14 protein-coding genes are annotated in these 17318 nt (G+C 27.9%); 12 read left to right on the forward strand and 2 right to left on the reverse strand.

Annotation, left to right across the window (positions count from 1 at the left end):
- Positions 1–19 precede the first annotated feature (19 nt).
- From CLTHE_RS12950 to CLTHE_RS12960, 3 genes are all read left to right on the forward strand, one after another.
- Positions 20–1000, forward strand: coding sequence for an ROK family protein (locus CLTHE_RS12950; protein WP_080023817.1), 981 nt, complete (start codon positions 20–22; stop codon positions 998–1000).
- 302 nt (positions 1001–1302) lie between these two features.
- A complete protein-coding gene (locus tag CLTHE_RS12955) occupies positions 1303–2871 on the forward strand; it encodes a nitrite/sulfite reductase (protein WP_080023818.1) in 1569 nt (522 codons plus the stop codon).
- Between the two features lie 238 nt (positions 2872–3109).
- Entirely contained in the window at positions 3110–4555 is a 1446-nt protein-coding gene (locus CLTHE_RS12960; protein ID WP_080023819.1) for an NADP-dependent glyceraldehyde-3-phosphate dehydrogenase, read from the forward strand.
- A gap of 612 nt (positions 4556–5167) precedes the next feature.
- Here the strand turns inward: CLTHE_RS12960 and CLTHE_RS12965 are convergent.
- Entirely contained in the window at positions 5168–5791 is a 624-nt protein-coding gene (locus CLTHE_RS12965) for a cell wall hydrolase (protein WP_080023820.1), read from the reverse strand.
- A gap of 62 nt (positions 5792–5853) precedes the next feature.
- Positions 5854–6843 carry a hypothetical protein gene (locus CLTHE_RS12970; protein ID WP_080023821.1) on the reverse strand — a complete coding sequence of 330 codons (990 nt, stop codon included), beginning with the start codon at positions 6841–6843 and terminating at the stop codon, positions 5854–5856.
- A 161-nt stretch (positions 6844–7004) separates the two neighbouring features.
- On the opposite strand from CLTHE_RS12970, the gene cdaA reads away from it, so the two are divergent.
- The 9 genes from cdaA to kdpA all read left to right on the forward strand — a co-directional run bounded on the left by cdaA (position 7005) and on the right by kdpA (position 17305).
- Positions 7005–7856: a diadenylate cyclase CdaA gene (cdaA, locus tag CLTHE_RS12975; RefSeq protein ID WP_080023822.1), complete on the forward strand. Its 852-nt coding sequence runs from the start codon at positions 7005–7007 to the stop codon at positions 7854–7856.
- Positions 7826–9187 (forward strand): CdaR family protein, encoded by a 1362-nt coding sequence (locus CLTHE_RS12980; RefSeq protein WP_080023823.1) that lies wholly within the window; start codon positions 7826–7828, stop codon positions 9185–9187. The genes cdaA and CLTHE_RS12980 overlap by 31 nt, the downstream gene beginning before the upstream one ends.
- 15 nt (positions 9188–9202) lie before the next feature.
- On the forward strand, positions 9203–10798 hold the full coding sequence (locus CLTHE_RS12985; RefSeq protein WP_080023824.1) for an NAD(P)/FAD-dependent oxidoreductase: 1596 nt from the start codon (positions 9203–9205) through the stop codon (positions 10796–10798).
- A 295-nt stretch (positions 10799–11093) separates the two neighbouring features.
- Positions 11094–12002 carry a phosphate butyryltransferase gene (gene ptb / locus CLTHE_RS12990; protein WP_002598839.1) on the forward strand — a complete coding sequence of 303 codons (909 nt, stop codon included), beginning with the start codon at positions 11094–11096 and terminating at the stop codon, positions 12000–12002.
- 24 nt (positions 12003–12026) lie between these two features.
- Positions 12027–13094: a butyrate kinase gene (gene buk / locus CLTHE_RS12995; RefSeq protein ID WP_080023825.1), complete on the forward strand. Its 1068-nt coding sequence runs from the start codon at positions 12027–12029 to the stop codon at positions 13092–13094.
- Between the two features lie 195 nt (positions 13095–13289).
- The gene (locus CLTHE_RS13000) at positions 13290–13601 is read left to right on the forward strand and encodes a YerC/YecD family TrpR-related protein (protein WP_002598837.1); all 312 of its coding nucleotides are present in this window, start codon (positions 13290–13292) and stop codon (positions 13599–13601) included.
- Positions 13602–13662: 61 nt separating this feature from the next.
- Positions 13663–15009, forward strand: a complete 1347-nt coding sequence (gene glmM / locus CLTHE_RS13005) for a phosphoglucosamine mutase (RefSeq protein WP_002598836.1) — start codon at positions 13663–13665, stop codon at positions 15007–15009.
- Positions 15010–15523: 514 nt separating this feature from the next.
- On the forward strand, positions 15524–15601 hold the full coding sequence (gene kdpF / locus CLTHE_RS17240; RefSeq protein ID WP_080023863.1) for a K(+)-transporting ATPase subunit F: 78 nt from the start codon (positions 15524–15526) through the stop codon (positions 15599–15601).
- An 18-nt stretch (positions 15602–15619) separates the two neighbouring features.
- Entirely contained in the window at positions 15620–17305 is a 1686-nt protein-coding gene (gene kdpA, locus CLTHE_RS13015; RefSeq protein WP_080023826.1) for a potassium-transporting ATPase subunit KdpA, read from the forward strand.
- Positions 17306–17318 lie beyond the last annotated feature (13 nt).

Here is a 17318-nt window from a genome sequence, read left to right on the forward strand (position 1 = left end):
TATATGAGGTGATTAAAGCATGCAAAACGGATACTATATTGGTGTAGATTTAGGTGGGACAAAAATCTGTACAGCATTAGTAAATGAGGAAGGAAAAGTTTTTAAAGAAGTTACAGTACCTACTGAAGCTGAAAAAGGTGAATTAAAAATTGTAGAAAATATTAATAATACAATTAAAGAAGTTTTAGGGGATGTAAAAATAGAAGAAGTATTAGCAATTGGAGTAGGATCACCAGGACCATTAGATGTTAAAAATGGACTTATAGTAGAAACTCCAAATTTACCATTCAAAAACTTTAATATAGTTAAAGCTATAAAAGATGTGTATAATACAGAAGTATTTTTAGATAACGATGCCAATGCAGCAACATTAGGAGAATTCGTATTTGGTGCAGGAATGCTAACTACAAATATGGTATATGTAACAGCTAGTACTGGTGTAGGTGGGGGAGCTATCCTAAATGGAAGAATATTTAGAGGAAGCACTTCAAATGCAGTAGAAATAGGTCATACAACTGTAAATGTTCATGGTAGAAGATGTGGATGTGGAAACAGAGGGTGTGTAGAAGGAATATCATCAGGAACTGCAATAGCTAGAACAGCTAATGAAGCAGTTAAGAGTAATGTTCCAACATCACTTAAAAATTATGATGTAGTTACTTCAAAAGAAGTATTTATAGAAGCTGCTAAAGGTGATAGAGTTGCAAAAGAAATATTAGATGAAGCTTTATCATACTTAGGAATTTTATTCGCTAACTTAGCAAATTCATATGATCCTGATATGATAGTATTAGGTGGTGGAGTTTCAAATGGTGGAGACATTGTATTTGAAAAAATAGCTGAAGAAATGAATAGAAGAGCATTAAAACCAATAAGAGAACATTGTAAAATAGAAAAAGCTAAGTTAGGTGGAAGAGCTGGAGTTCTTGGAGCAGCAGCTTTAGCAATAACTGAACTTGAGCATAAAAATAAAAAAGATGGATATATAATTTATAACTAAAATTTATTTTATAGATGAGATTAGCTAATGAGTATCATTAGTTAATCTTATTTTTTTATACAAAAATAAAAATTTGATTTTTAAATGTTAAAAAATAAGTTATATATATAATTAATTAAAGTTTCGTTAGAGCTGAGAAATAGAAAATATAATTTTAATAATATTTAAATAAATTGTTATATCGTGATTATTGTTATAGCATTAATATTCGTATAATAGGTAAAATAATATTAAGATTATAAAAGATAATTATTTTACTAATATAGGAAATAGGGATAAAATTTAATATAGAGGTGATTAGTTTGAAAAAGCAATTAATAAGTAATGAACTTAAAGAAGTATTAAGAGAAGAAATTAGAGTTTTTAGAGAAAATGGACATAAATTTTTAAATAAGGAATTAACTGTACCACAATTCAAATCATTATCAGGTGGAATGGGATCATATGCACATAGAGGTGGGAAAGAATTTATGATCAGATTAAAGACACCTTCAGGAGTAATTTCAAAAGAAGACTTTAATCAAATATATGATTGGGCAGTTAAATATAAGAGAGAATGGATACATCCAACTACAAGAGAAGCAATCCAATTTCATGGAATGACAATAGATGAAGTATGCGATTTAATGGAAGAAGCTTTAGATTATGGAATATATAGTAGAGGTTCAGGCGGAAATTTTCCAAGAAATGTAGCAATATCTCCACTTGCAGGAGTTTCAAAAGATGAAGCTTTTGACGTTAGACCATATGCTGAAAAATTAAATGAATATATAATGAACAGAGTTAATCAATACAAGTTACCAAGAAAAATAAAAGTAGCAATGTCATCAGATAGAGTTGCAGAACCACATAGTACAACAACAGATTTAGGGTTTATAGCTGTAAAAGAAAATGGAAAAGATATGTTTAAACTTTTCATTGGTGGTGGACTTGGTAGAAATCCAAGAAAAGGTGTAGAATTCCCAGAACTTGTAGATCCAATGGAAGTTGTATATTACTTTGAAGCATTAGTTAGACTTTTCGTAGCTGAAGGTGATTATGAAAATCATGGTAAAGCTAGAATAAGATATATAGTTGAAAGAATGGGAGAAGAAGAATTTATAGCTTGCTATAAAAAACACTTAAAAGAAGTAAAAGATAACGAAGATTTAAGTTTTACTTTTGAACCAAAAAAAGTAACTAAAGCTGGAATAAAAACTTCAACTATTGATAATAGATTAATAGAGCAAAAGCAAGAAGGACTTTATGCAGTTTATTTCCATCCTGAAAAAGGAATATTAGAAACAAAACTTTTAGGTGAATTATTAGAACTTACTAATGAAATGGAAGAAGTAAGTTTTAGAATTACTATGAATGAAGGATTATATATTATAAACCTAAATGGAGCAGAAGCTGACAAAGTTTTAGAATTCACAAAAGGTAAAGGTGGAGAACTAAAAGTTATGCAAAGTGTTTCATGTATAGGAGTTCCAATATGCCAATTAGGAATAGGAAATAGCCAAGGATTAGTTTCTTCTATAATAGATAAATTAAAAGCAGAAAAAATAGAGAAAGACTTACTACCAATTATTCATGTATCAGGATGTGCAAATTCATGTGGTGTCCATGAGATTGGTCAAATTGGATTTACAGGTAAGACAAAAAGAGTAAATGATGCTCCTAGAAAATGTTTTGAATTACATGTTGGAGGAAAATTTGCATTAGATAATACTAAGCTTGGAGACATATACGGAGATATGTTAGAAGAAGAAATTCCAAACTTCATATATGATTTATATGAAGTGTTAGCAAAAGAAAATAAAGCTTTTGAAGTTTGGTATAAAGATAATAATGATTCATTTAAAGAATTAGCAAATAAATATTTAGTATAATAATTTAGCTTCATAGCCAATTAAGGTTATGAAGCTATTTTTTTCTAAGTATAAAGAATTTAGTAATGGTAAAAATAAATATGAAAATGTACAAGATGTATATTAAATGTACAAAATATATATTAAATGATAAAAAAATATTAATGTTGACTAAACTTATCGGATTAGTATAGATTTTTTTTTTAGAGTGATATATAATCTAGTCAGATAATATAAATTATCATAAGGAGGAATGATTATGTTTAACACAGAAGAAAACATTTATGGAAATCTTTTAAATGGAAAATGGATACATAATAAAGAAAATTTAATACATATAAAATCTCCTATAAATGGGGAACTAGTAGGATCTATTCATGCTATGAGTAGAGAAGAAGTAGATGAAGCAATTAATATAGCAAAGAAAGCTCAAAAAGAATGGGCACTTGTACCTACTAATGAAAAATCAAAAATTTTACATAATGTTGCAGATCTTTTAGAAGAAAGAGCAGAAGAAATAGCTAAAATTATGGTTCTTGAAATAGCAAAAGATAATAAGAGTGCAATTTCAGAAGTAAAAAGAACTGCTGACTTTATTAGATTCACAGCAGAAACTGCTGAAAATATAAAAGGAGAATCATTACCTGGAGATTCATTTCCAGGATTTAAAAACGATAAAATATCTATAGTAACTAGAGAAGCTTTAGGAGTAGTACTGGCAATTTCACCATTCAATTATCCAGTAAACTTAGCAGCTTCCAAAATAGCTCCAGCATTAATGGCAGGAAATTCAGTTGTATTTAAACCAGCAACTCAAGGAGCAATATCAGGTTTATATCTAGCAAAAGCATTTAAAGATGCAGGACTTCCAGATGGATTAATAAATACTATAACTGGTAGAGGTAGTGAAATTGGAGACTATGTTGTAACACATAAAGATATAGATTTTGTTAACTTTACTGGAAGTAGTGAAATTGGTAAAAGAATTTCAAGAATAACTGAAATGAAACCAATTTTAATGGAATTAGGGGGAAAAGATGCTGCAATAGTTTTAGATGATGCTGATTTAGATTTAGCAGCTAAAAATATAGTTGCAGGTGCATTCTCATATTCAGGACAAAGATGTACAGCCGTAAAAAGAGTTTTAGTAACTGATTATGTAAGTGATACTTTAGTTGAAAAAATAGTTGAAGAAATGAAGAAAGTTACTTATGGAAGTCCTTTAGAAGGAAACTTTACAGTGGGACCATTAATAGATACAAAATCAGCTGATTTTGTAGAAGGATTAATAAAAGATGCAGTTGATAAAGGTGCAACTCTTCTTGCAGGAGGAACAAGAGAAGGAAACATTATAGTTCCAACTCTTTTTGATAATGTAACTGTAGATATGAGAATTGCATGGGAAGAACCTTTTGGACCTGTTTTACCAATAATAAGAGTGAAAAACATGGAAGAAGCAATTAAAATAGCAAATGAATCAGAATATGGATTACAATCATCTATATTTACAAAAGATATAAATAAAGCATTTTATGTTGCAAGTAAATTAGAAGTTGGAACAGTTCAAGTTAACAATAAAACTGAAAGAGGACCAGACCACTTCCCATTCTTAGGAGTAAAATCATCAGGTATGGGAGTACAAGGAATAAGATATTCAATAGAGGCAATGTCTAGAGTTAAAGCAACTGTTATTAACTTAAAATAGTAAATTTATAGTGTTTTATATAAATAATTTAACTTAAAATACACATGGATAATTATTAAGAACTTAAAAGTTTTAAATGATTATCTATGTGTTTTTTTATTGAAATAAATTATAGATAAACTATAAGATAAATATATAATTTGTTATAGGAATTATTAGTTTGCAGTTCCATTTCACTTAAATGAATTGTTTAATGAAATGGAGGTATAATATTTTGATATGTTTTGAGTAATAAATGCTATATTAGTTGTAATATTAACTTCAATAATTGTTTATTTAACTAAAAAGAAAAATGGAGTAATATTTATAGATATAGGAGATTTTTATATTTGATATAATTTTTAATTTTAAGTATAGATAACCTATTATCAATATTTGTAGTTTCAATAGCTATATTGATTATGGCAGAAATATTTATAAGTATAAATATTAACACGTTTATAGTGAATGCAAATAATATATCTCATAGAATGAGAGTAATTAGGATTTTATCTCTTATATATAGGGATCATATTCAATTGGTCCTACTATTATGGAAATAATATTAGAAGAAAATTCAATTAATATTAAAGACCACATACTTAATATTGAGTATGTGGTCTTTTTACATTTTTAATGTTTAAAAAATGTATGATTTCCGATTACTTTAGAATCTTTTTTTGTTGTTTCTTTCATCCAACTACAAGTGGCTATTGAAGGATTATAGTAGAATAATGCTTCGTTAGTTGGATCTTTTCCACGAATTGCTTCATAAACAGCTTCATAACAAGATTCATTTGTCTGGGTATCTAGTTTTCCATTAACTACACATGAAAACGCATTTTTTTGGAAGATTACACCTTCAATTGTATTTGGAAATTTTGGACTCATAACACGATTTAAAACTACAGAAGCAACTGCTATTTTACCTTGAAATGGTTCGCCTCTGCTTTCTGCATAAACTAATTTAGCCATTAAATCTATGTCTGACTTTGTTATTATTAGTTGAGAACCTTTATGGTTAAAAACTTCTATTTCATTATTTTTGTTTTCAGATTTTACAGCTACACTTGAAGGTATTGCTTTTTCTCCTTCAAGATTAAAAGCTATTTTGCTAATAAATGGTTCATTACTATATAAGCCTTTAGAAGTTAAAGTTTCTATATCAGTAAATTTTAATTCAGCAGCTGAAACTGATATTGATTTACCTCCAAGTATTAATATAGATAGTAAAAAAAGACTGAAAAATTTTTTCATAAAAAACCTCCTTTTTACAACCCAGTCCAAAATATATTATTGACCAAATTAAAAAATTTATACTATTTATTCTTTAATTTATCAATATTGGTTAATAAATCATCGTAGAATTGTAAAAAGTCATTTCTTTTGCTGAAAGCTGAATCATAAAGATTTTGAGTATCTGAGTTGTTAGATAATTCTGCATTAACAGCATTTAATAAATTATCAATATAAAGATCATAAGAGTTTATGCAACTTTCTAGACTTTCAGAAATGACCTTTGCTGAATCAGGAAAAGATAGCATATAGTATTCTTCTGCAATTTTTGAAAAAATATTCTTTTTATTTTCTATATCTAATAAAAGTGTTGCTAAACTCCTATTATTTTCTCTTATATTCTTTATAGCTGGTTGCAAGTCTTCTTTTATTGAATTAAATTTATTAGTAATATCTGATAGTTTTAGTAAAAAATCTTTTTCTGAAGAATTTGAGATTTCATTTAATGCATTTAAATTTGAAAGTGTTTCAAAATAATTATAAGTATTTCTAAAGAAACTTAAAGAATTATTAGAAATAGGTGTATTTATACCAAATACTTTTAGTGTCTCTAAATCATCTAAATATAATGATAATGTATTTTTGAAATTATTAACCTTTTTATCAAGTTCATCACTGTCAGGAGACATATACATTGATAATGCTTGATTAGTTAATGATATATTTTTATCTAAGGCTTGATATACTGCATCTTTTACTTTTTGACTACTATTAGATGTTTCAATAGTTAGTAAGTTTTTCTTTGCAATATCTAAGTTAGATGTAACTAGAGGAAGCATATTTTTAGATACATCAGTATTTACACTATCATTTTCAATACCTTTAGCAAGGTCAGTATTTATCTTATTAATCTCAGTACAAAGATTATTCAAATTACGAATATCTGAATTTTGTGGATTAAGTTTTGTAATAATGAGCAACATTATAGGTATTAGGACAATTATTGAAGCAAAAGATAATGCTTTAAAATTCTCTTTAATGATAGTTTTGGCATTATTTATAAAACTTGACATTTAAAAACCTCCTTTTCATAATCTTATAAAAGTAATCTCATAAGATTATATTAAGGTTTGAGCTAAAATATTATAAAATTTAAAAAAAAGTAGTATCATTTGTGTGAAGACATAGAATATTTAGTGTATAATTAACGTGAATAAGATATGAGGTGAAAGCTGTGCAAGATTTTTTTCTAGGAACTTTAAATGCAATTAGAAATATTTCTGTATGGTCCATTATAGATATATTAGTAGTTTCATATATATTTTATAAAGGATACATGCTAATAAAAGAGACAAGAGCAGAACAATTATTGAAGGGTATTTTGTTTATAGTAGCATTAATACCAATAAGTTATATTTTAAGATTAAATATGTTGTATTTTATATTAAATAAGACTTTAACTATTGGAGTTTTATCTGTAGTTATAATATTCCAACCTGAGATTAGACGTGCTTTAGAGCATTTAGGGCAAAGTGCATTTAATGATATGTATAGTCCAAGAGATTCAGAAACAACAGAAAAAATGGTTGATCAAATAGTTATAGCTGTACAGAATTTAGCAGAAACTAAAACAGGAGCATTAATAGCTATTGAACAAGGTACTGGACTTGGAGAAGTATTAGAATCAGGAACAATAATTGATGCTGAAATAAGCTCAGCTTTATTAGAAAATATATTTGTTGTAAATACTCCACTTCATGATGGAGCTACTATTATAAGAAATGATAGAATACATGCTTCAGGATGTGTACTTCCTTTAACCTCTGATAATACAATAAATAAGAAACTAGGAACTAGACATAGAGCTGGAATAGGGTTATCAGAAAACTCAGATGCTTTAGTAATTATAGTTTCAGAAGAAACAGGAGTTATATCATTAGCTATAAGAGGAAGATTAACAAGAAATTATGATAAAGATAAATTAAAGACAACTTTAATGAATATAATGGAGCAAAAATCAAGTACTAGAAAAACAGCAAGTGAGAAGGTGAAATCATGGATAAAGGATCTGCGAAAGAAAGATTAATAATTAAACTTGTATGTGTTTTGTTATCTTTTTGTCTTTGGATATATGTAAATAATGTAGAGACAACAGTAAAGACATATACTTTAAAAAATGTTCCAGTAAAATTGGTAAATGTTGAAGCTTTAAAAAATTATGGATTAGCATTATCACCTGGACAAAAATTTGAAGTTAATCTTAATTTAGAAGGGCCTTCGAAATATATATATTCAGTGAATCAAAATGATTTTACTATACAAGCTGATTTAAGTGAATATGCACTTAAAAATGGAGAAAATAATATACCAGTTCAAATAATAAATTATCCTCAACAAGTAAATATAAAAAATAATGGATATTTAATTGTTAAGGTTAAGTTAGAGCCGCTAGAACAAAAAACTTTTGATACAGTTTCAGATGTAAATGTAACTTTTGCACCGAATGTTTATAAAGATTCTATAAATTTTACATCAGAAAAGGTTGAAGTATCTGGACCTCAAAGTGCAGTTAATAAAGTTAAAACAGTAGCTTTAGTAGGTTCATTAGATAATGTATCAGAATCAATGGTTAGAAGTTTTAAATATGAGGCTTTAGATGCTAACAATAATGTAGTTAAAGATGTAACATTAAGTAAAAGTTCAGGAGAATTATCAGTATTAACTAATACAGGTAAAAAAGTTAATGTTGTAGCTGAATTTAAGGGACAATTGCCAAATGGAATAACATTATTAAGTACAGAGATATCCCAAAATTCTGTAAATATAGTAGGGGACAAAAGTGCATTAGAGGGAGTTTCAACATTAAAGACTGAACCTATAGACTTAACTAATATAACAGGAAATACAAAGAAAACAGTTCAAATAGTTCTTCCAAGTGGAGTTAAAGTTGTGGGTGGAAATAATACTGTAACGGTAAATATTAATGTATCAGGGAATACTACTGATGTAGATAAAAATACACAAGAAAATAATAACAATAATAATAACAATACTACCAATAATAATAGTAATAATGATAATAATAACAACAGTAATAACAATAATAATACTACTAATAATAGTAATAATAATGTGGTTAAAAGTTTAGATATTCCAATTTCTTATACTGGATTACCTCAAAATTTAACATTGAAAAATAATCCTAGTACAGCAACAATAAAAATTACTGGTTCTCAAGATTTAATCAATAGTATAAGACCAAGTGATTTTAAGGGAGTTGTAGATTTGAGTAGTTATACAAATCCAGGATCTTATAAAGTTGAACCTAAAATAACCACTAGTAAAAATGTTGTAATTGAAAGTATTCCCGATTTAAGCATTACTTTAGATAAAAAGGATGCAGAAAAAAAACAATAAAATTAGGAGAAACTTATGACAATTAGAATAAATAATATTACGTTATCAATTGATGATGATATGAGTTTAATTAAAACTAAAGCATGTAAAAAGATAAAAGTTGCTGAAAGTAATATAAAAAACTTCAAAATACTAAAAGAGAGTATTGATGCTAGAAAAAAAGACAATATAAAGTTTAATTATTGTGTAGAACTTAATTGTGATAATGAAGAAAAAATAGTAAAAAGAGCAAAAGATAATAATGTAGTAATTGATTCTTATAAAGAAGAAAAAATAGTTTTTGGAAATAAAGAATTGAAAACTAGACCAGTAGTTGTAGGATTTGGACCTGCTGGGATTTTTGCAGCACTTACTCTTGCGCAAAATGGGTACAAACCAATTGTTTTTGAAAGAGGAGAAGATGTTGATAAAAGAACTAAAACTGTGGAAAAATTCTGGAGTGATGGGACTTTAAATTTAGAATCAAATGTTCAGTTTGGAGAAGGAGGAGCAGGAGCTTTCTCAGATGGAAAATTAACGACTAGAATAAAAGATAGAAGATGTAGTTATGTTTTAGAAGAGTTAGTTAGAAATGGAGGACCAGAAGAGATAATTTATTCTGGTAAACCACATATAGGAACTGATATACTAAAAATAGTAGTAAAAAATATAAGAGAAGAAATAAAAAGACTTGGTGGAGAAGTTCATTTTACTTCAAAACTACAAGATATTAATATATCAAATGGAAAACTGAAGAGTATAGTAGTTAATGGAGATGAAATCCAATGCGAAAGACTAATTCTTGCAATTGGGCATAGTTCAAGAGATACTTATGAAATGCTACATAGACAAAATATATTTATGGAGCAAAAACCTTTTGCAATAGGAGTTAGAATAGAACATCCTCAAGAAATGATAAATGTATCTCAATATGGAAAATTCGCAAATCATCCAAGACTTCATTCAGCTGACTATAGACTTACTTATCAAAGTGAAAAGTTTAAAAGAGGAGTATATTCTTTCTGTATGTGTCCTGGAGGAGTAGTAGTTGGAGCTGCTTCAGAAGAAAAAAGATTAGTTTCTAATGGAATGAGTTATCATGCTAGAGACTTAGATAATGCAAATTCAGCTTTAGTAGTGACAGTTGGATCAGAGGATTTTGAAGGAAATCATCCTTTAGCAGGAATGGACTTTCAAAGACATTATGAAAGACTTGCATATGAACTTGGAGGAGGAGATTATAAAGCTCCAGTTCAATTAATAGGAGATTTCTTAAAAGATAGGAACTCAACTAAACTTGGAAAAGTTATGCCAACTTATAAGCCAGGATTTGAATTTAGAGAATTAAAAAATTGTCTTCCTTCATATGTTGTAGAAACAATAAAAGAAGGAATTGGAGTTTTTGATAGAAGAATTAAAGGATATGGAATGGAAGATGGGGTTTTAACAGGAATAGAAACAAGAACTTCTGCTCCAGTTAGAATATCTAGAAATGAAAAACTTCAAAGTATATCTGTAGAAGGGTTATATCCAACAGGAGAAGGAGCAGGTTTTGCAGGAGGAATTATATCAGCTGCTGTTGATGGAATAAAAGCTGCTGAAAGTATAATGAAAGAATTTATAATTAAATAAAAAAAATAAATCCTTAGAATTTTTATTCTAAGGATTTATTTTTTTATAGCTAAGAGGTATTTAATATGGTGTTCGTAAAAAGCTGAAGCTTATATAAATATAATATTCAATATATATTGATGTGTTAATGAAATAATAAAATGATTTAATATTCTGAAAATTTGGTGTTTTGATGATTTTTCTGATACAATAAAGCTTAGATATTGTTATAAAATTAACGAAATAAAATTCCAAAAATGTATTATAATGATTAAATTTAATGATTATATGAATAAATGTTAAGAGGTGCAGTAATATGAGTAAGAATTTTGACGATTTATTATCAAAGGTTAAAAGTGTAAAATTAAAAAAGTTATCTGTAGCAGTTGCACAAGATGAACCAGTATTAGAAGCAGTTAAGTCTGCAAAAGAACAAGGAATAGCAGATGCTATATTAGTAGGAGATAAAAAAGCTATAAGAGAAATAGCAGAAAAAATAGGAATGGATTTAACTCAATATGAAGTTATTCATGAACCAGATATAAAAAAGGCAGCACTTTTTGCAGTTCAACTTGTTTCAAGTGGAAGAGCTGATATGGTTATGAAAGGATTAGTTGATACAGCTACTTTTTTAAGAAGTGTTTTAAATAAAGAAGTAGGTTTAAGAACAGGAAAACTTATGTCACATGTTGCTGTTTTTGAAATAGAAGGAATTGATAGATTACTTTATATAACTGATGCAGCATTTAATACTTACCCAGAATTAAAAGATAAAAAACAAATTATTGAAAACTCAGTTTTAGTAGCTCATGCCTGTGGACTAGCTATGCCAAGAGTAGCACCAGTTTGTGCTGTTGAAGTTGTAAATCCAAATATGCAAGCTACAATGGATGCTGCATTATTATCAAAAATGAATGAAAGAGGTCAAATAAAAGGATGTATAGTTGATGGACCTTTAGCTTTAGATAATGCTTTATCAGAAGAAGCAGCACATCATAAAGGAATTGGTGGACCAGTTGCTGGTAAAGCAGATATAATAATGCTTCCAAATATTGAAACTGCAAATGTAATGTATAAATGTTTAACTTATACTGCTAAATCAAGAAATGGTGGATTATTAGTTGGTACATCAGCACCAGTTATATTAACATCAAGAGCGGATTCATTTGCTACAAAAGTTAATTCAATAGCTTTAGCAGCATTAGTTTCAGAATCATTAAAATAATATAAAGTTTTGGAGGAATATAGTATGTCATATAAATTATTAATAATAAACCCAGGATCAACATCAACTAAAATTGGTGTATATGAGAATGAAAAAGAAATATTAGAAGAAACACTTAGACATTCAGCAGAGGAAATAGGAAAATATGCTACAATATTTGACCAATTAAGCTTTAGAAAAGATGTTATATTAAATGTACTAAAAGAAAAGAATTTTGATATAAAAGAATTAAGTGCTGTTGTTGGTAGAGGTGGTATGCTTAAACCAATTCCAGGAGGAACTTATGAAGTTAATGATGCTTTAATAGCTGATTTAAAAGAAGGAGTACAAGGACAACATGCTTCAAACTTAGGTGGAATATTAGCAAATGAAATTGCTAAAGAAGTTGGAGTAAGAGCATTTATAGTTGATCCAGTTGTTGTTGATGAATTAGATGAAGTTGCTAGACTTTCAGGAATACCTGAATTACCAAGAAAAAGTAAGTTCCATGCTTTAAATCAAAAAGCAGTTGCTAAAAGATTTGGTAAAGAAAGTGGAAAAGGATATGAAAATTTAAATCTTATTGTAACTCACATGGGTGGTGGAGTTTCAGTAGGAGCTCATAAATTAGGAAAAGTTGTTGATGTAAACAATGCTTTAGATGGAGATGGTCCATTCTCACCAGAAAGAGCAGGAGGAGTTCCAGCTGGAGATTTAATTAAAATGTGTTTTTCAGGAAAATATACAGAAAAAGAAGTATTTAGTAAATTAGTAGGAAAAGGTGGTATGGTAGCCTACCTAAATACTAATGATGCTAGAGATGTTATTAATGCAGCTTCAGAAGGAAATAAAGAAGCAAAATTAGTTTATGATGCATTTATATATCAAGTAGCTAAAAGTATTGGAGAAATGGCTACTGTATTAGAAGGAAAGGTAGATAAAATAATCTTAACAGGTGGAATCGCATATTCAGAAAAAGTTGTTAATGATATAACTAAGAAAGTTTCATTTATTTCAGAAGTTAAAGCTTATCCGGGAGAAGATGAATTATTAGCACTAGCACAAGGAGCTATCAGAGTTCTTGATGGAGAAGAAGTAGTAAAAGTATATTAATTAAATATGATATTAAAGCTCTAGAAATATAGAATAATTTTCTAGAGCTTTTTATTATTAAAAATAAGATTTGTTTTTGATATATGTAATAAAATATGAAAGATTATCTAGTGAATGCTTTTATTATATAAAGTTGTGAATTAAGAAAGTAAAATGTATAATTGAATATATATAATAAAAGGCGGAGGAACAAAAATGAGTTTATTAGATTCAAAGTTAAAAAGTGAAGAAATGGATCTATTTTTCAATGCTATATTAAAATTAGAAAATATAGAGGAATGCTATAAATTTTTTGAAGATGTAGCTACTATAAATGAAATAAAATCCTTAGCTCAAAGACTTCATGTTGCAAAGTTATTAAAAAATAAAAAAACTTACACTGAAATTGCAGAAATAACTGGAGCGAGTACCGCAACTATTAGTCGAGTTAATAGAGCTCTTAATTATGGAAGTGATGGTTATAATATAATATTAGAAAGACTTAAAGAGCAAAATATTGTCAAATAATAGAGGAGATTATATACTATAGTAGTGTATTAAACTTGAATAATAAGAAAGAGGTAGAAAAATGAGTAGAATATTCGGAACGGATGGAGTTAGAGGAATAGCAAACTCTGAACTTACAGCTCAGCTTGCATATAATTTAGGTAGAGCAGGAGCTTATGTATTAACAGAAGGAGCTCACAAGCCAAAGATAATAGTAGGAAAAGATACAAGAATATCAGGAGATATGCTTGAATCAGCATTAGTAGCAGGTATTTTATCTGTAGGAGCTGAAGCAATAATTTTAGGAGTTATTCCAACACCAGCAGTAGCTCATTTAGCTAGAGAATATGGAGCAGATGCAGGAGTAATGATTTCAGCATCACATAATCCAGTAGAATATAACGGAATAAAATTCTTTAATGGAAATGGATATAAATTATCAGATGAATTAGAAGATCAAATTCAAAGTGTAATAGAAGGTGGATTCAAAGGAGTGCCAAGTCCTGTAGGTTCACAAATAGGAAGAAAAAGAATAGAAGCTTCAGCTTTAGAAGATTATATAGAATTTGCTAAAAATACTACACCTTTTAAATTAGAAGGATTAAAAATTGCATTAGATTGTGCAAATGGTGCAGCATATGCGGCAGCAGTTCAAGCTTTTAGAGATTTAGGAGCAGAAGTATTTGTAATAAATGATAATCCAGATGGAACTAATATAAATGAAAAGTGTGGTTCAACACATCCAGAAGAACTTATGGACTATGTTGTAAGAAAAGGATGTGATATTGGATTTGCTTTTGATGGAGATGCAGATAGATGTTTAGCAGTTGATAATAAAGGAAATCTTGTTAATGGAGATTTTATATTAGCTATTTGTGCAAAACATTTAAAAGAAATTGGAAGATTAAAAGATGACACTTTAGTAGTTACAGTTATGAGTAACTTAGGATTAGATATAGCATGTAAGAATCTTGGAATAAATGTTATAAAAACTAAAGTTGGAGACAGATATGTTCTTGAAGAAATGGTTAAAGAGAAATACTCTTTAGGTGGAGAGCAATCAGGACATATAATATTCTTAGAAAATAATACAACTGGAGATGGATTAGTAACAGCTCTTCAAGTTGCATCAGTTGTTAAGAAAAGTGGTAAGACACTAAATGAACTTTGCTCAATTATGAAAGAGCTTCCACAAGTTTTAGTTAATGCAACAGTTCCAAATGATAAAAAGAATATATACTTAATAGATGAAGAAATAAAATCAGAGATAGAAAGAATGGAAAGATTAATGGATGGAAAAGGAAGAGTTCTTATAAGACCTTCTGGTACAGAACCATTAGTTAGAGTTATGCTTGAAGGCGAAAACCAAGAAGAAATAGATAAACTTGCGCATAATTTAGCAAATATGATATTAGAAAAATGTAAATAAAAAATTTTAAAATAATAGCCTACTTAAAGTATAGTATAAATTAGATTATATTATAGAATCTTTAAGTAGGTTTTTATTTTTTTATAAATTATTAGTAAAGGTTTTCTTTAAAGTATAAATAGTAAATAAATATAAAAGTAAGACATCTACAATTCAAATAATACAAAAAATGTTAATAAAAATAAGGAAACAAAACATAAAAGTGCAAGAAAATTTGCATATTTTATTAAAAATCTTGCAAAAAGATATATTTTAAGTCCATAAATATAGAATTAGATTTAAAAAATATGAATATAATTATTTAATCCTTGCAAAAATTATGTTAAAAGTTGTTTGGAAATAAGAGTAAATAAATTCAATAAAATGTAATAAATAAAATATGGAAAAGTAATTTATTATATATATAATTTTAATAAATAGAAATTTTAATATTAAAGTAAGAAACAGATTAAAAGTTAAGTAAAGTTATTATGAAAATTTAGGACAAGTCATTAGAGATTTGGAGGATTAAAATATGATTATATTAGGTATTATCATTATATTGATATTTGGATATTTGTTTTATGCATTGTTTAATCCAGATAAATTTTAACTTTAGGAGGAGAATACATTGGTTGGAGTACAATTAATTTTATTTTTAATTGTCTTTTTAATTATTATAGCTATAGTTGGAAAGTATATTTCTAATATAATAAATTTTAGAGATTATAAAACTAGTGCGTTATTTGATAAGATAGACAATTGTATATATAGAATATGTGGTATTAGTCGAGATGAAATGTCCTTTAAGGAATATGTTAAAGCATTATTAATAAGTAATTTTTTTATGTTCCTACTAGGATTTATAATTTTAAAAATTCAAGGGTTAATACCTATATTTAATTCTGCAAGACATGCTAAAAACTTTAGTTTTACATTAGCTTTCAATACTGCTGCATCTTTTGTAACTAATACAGACTTGCAACATTATGCCGGAGCAAGTGCAGTATCAAACTTTACTCAAATGTTAGTAATAACATTTTTAATGTTCACTTCAGCAGCAACAGGATGTGCTATAGCTTCTGGATTTATCAGAACTGTTGCTGGTAAAGAGAAATCATTAGGAAATTTTTATGTTGATTTTACTAGATTTTTAACAAGAGTATTAATTCCTTTTTCAGTAGTCATAGGAATTATATTAATTTTCTTTGGAGTTCCAGAAAGTCTTAAAGGAATAATAACAGTTAAGACTTTAAATGGTGGATTCCAAAACTTAATGTTAGGACCAATAGCATCTTTAGAAGCTATTAAGCATTTAGGAACAAATGGAGGAGGATTCTTTGCAGCAAACTCTGCACATCCATTTGCAAATCCAACATTAATAACAAATTATATAGAAATGATGTCAATGACAATATTACCAGGAGCCTTTGTAGTTGCTTTTGGAGATACAGTAAAAAATAAAAAACAAAGTATAGTAATTATAATAGCTTTACTTATTTTAGTTGCAGTTTCTTTCTTCATTATGTATCATTCAATCTCAAAAGGAAATGTAAGTTTAGAAAAACTTGGGTTATCTAAAGCTTTTAGTGGTTCAGAAGGTCAAGAATTAAGATTTGGTCATTTAGGGACAAGTTTATTCAGTACAATAACCACTACATTTACAACTGGTAGTACAAATGTAGCTTTAAATGCAATGAATCCAATGTTTATATTTGCAACTTTATGGGGAATGATGCTTAATACATTATTTGGAGGAACTGGTGTAGGATTCTTAAATATAATAATGTACGTATTATTAACTGTATTTATCTGTGGTCTTATGGTTGGAAGAACTCCAGAGTTTTATGGTAAGAAAGTTGAAGCAAAAGAAATTAAACTTATAGCAGTATCAATATTAATACATCCAATATTAATATTATTTTCTACAGTTATTGCGCTTCTTGGAGGATTTGCTGCTCACAGTGGAATTCATGGAGGTTTCCATGGATTTACTCAAATACTTTATGAATTCACAAGTGCAAGTGCAAATAATGGTTCATTAATGGGAGGATATATTAACAATGATACATTCTTCAATATGTTAACAGGATTTATAATGTTAATTGGAAGATATGCACCTATAATACTTCTTTTAGCTGTAGGAGTTTCTTTAGCTAATAAGAAAGCAGTGCCTAAGACTGTTGGTACATTTAGAACAGATAATGTAATATTTGGAGTAATGTTAATAGTTATTATATTAGTTATTGGAGCATTAACATTCCTTCCTGTGTTAGGACTTGGACCTATAACAGAACATCTAAGATTCTTAGCTTAGCGAGGTGAATATT

This window comes from Clostridium thermobutyricum DSM 4928, from assembly GCF_002050515.1.
In the GTDB taxonomy this organism is placed as follows: Bacteria; Bacillota; Clostridia; order Clostridiales; family Clostridiaceae; genus Clostridium; species Clostridium thermobutyricum.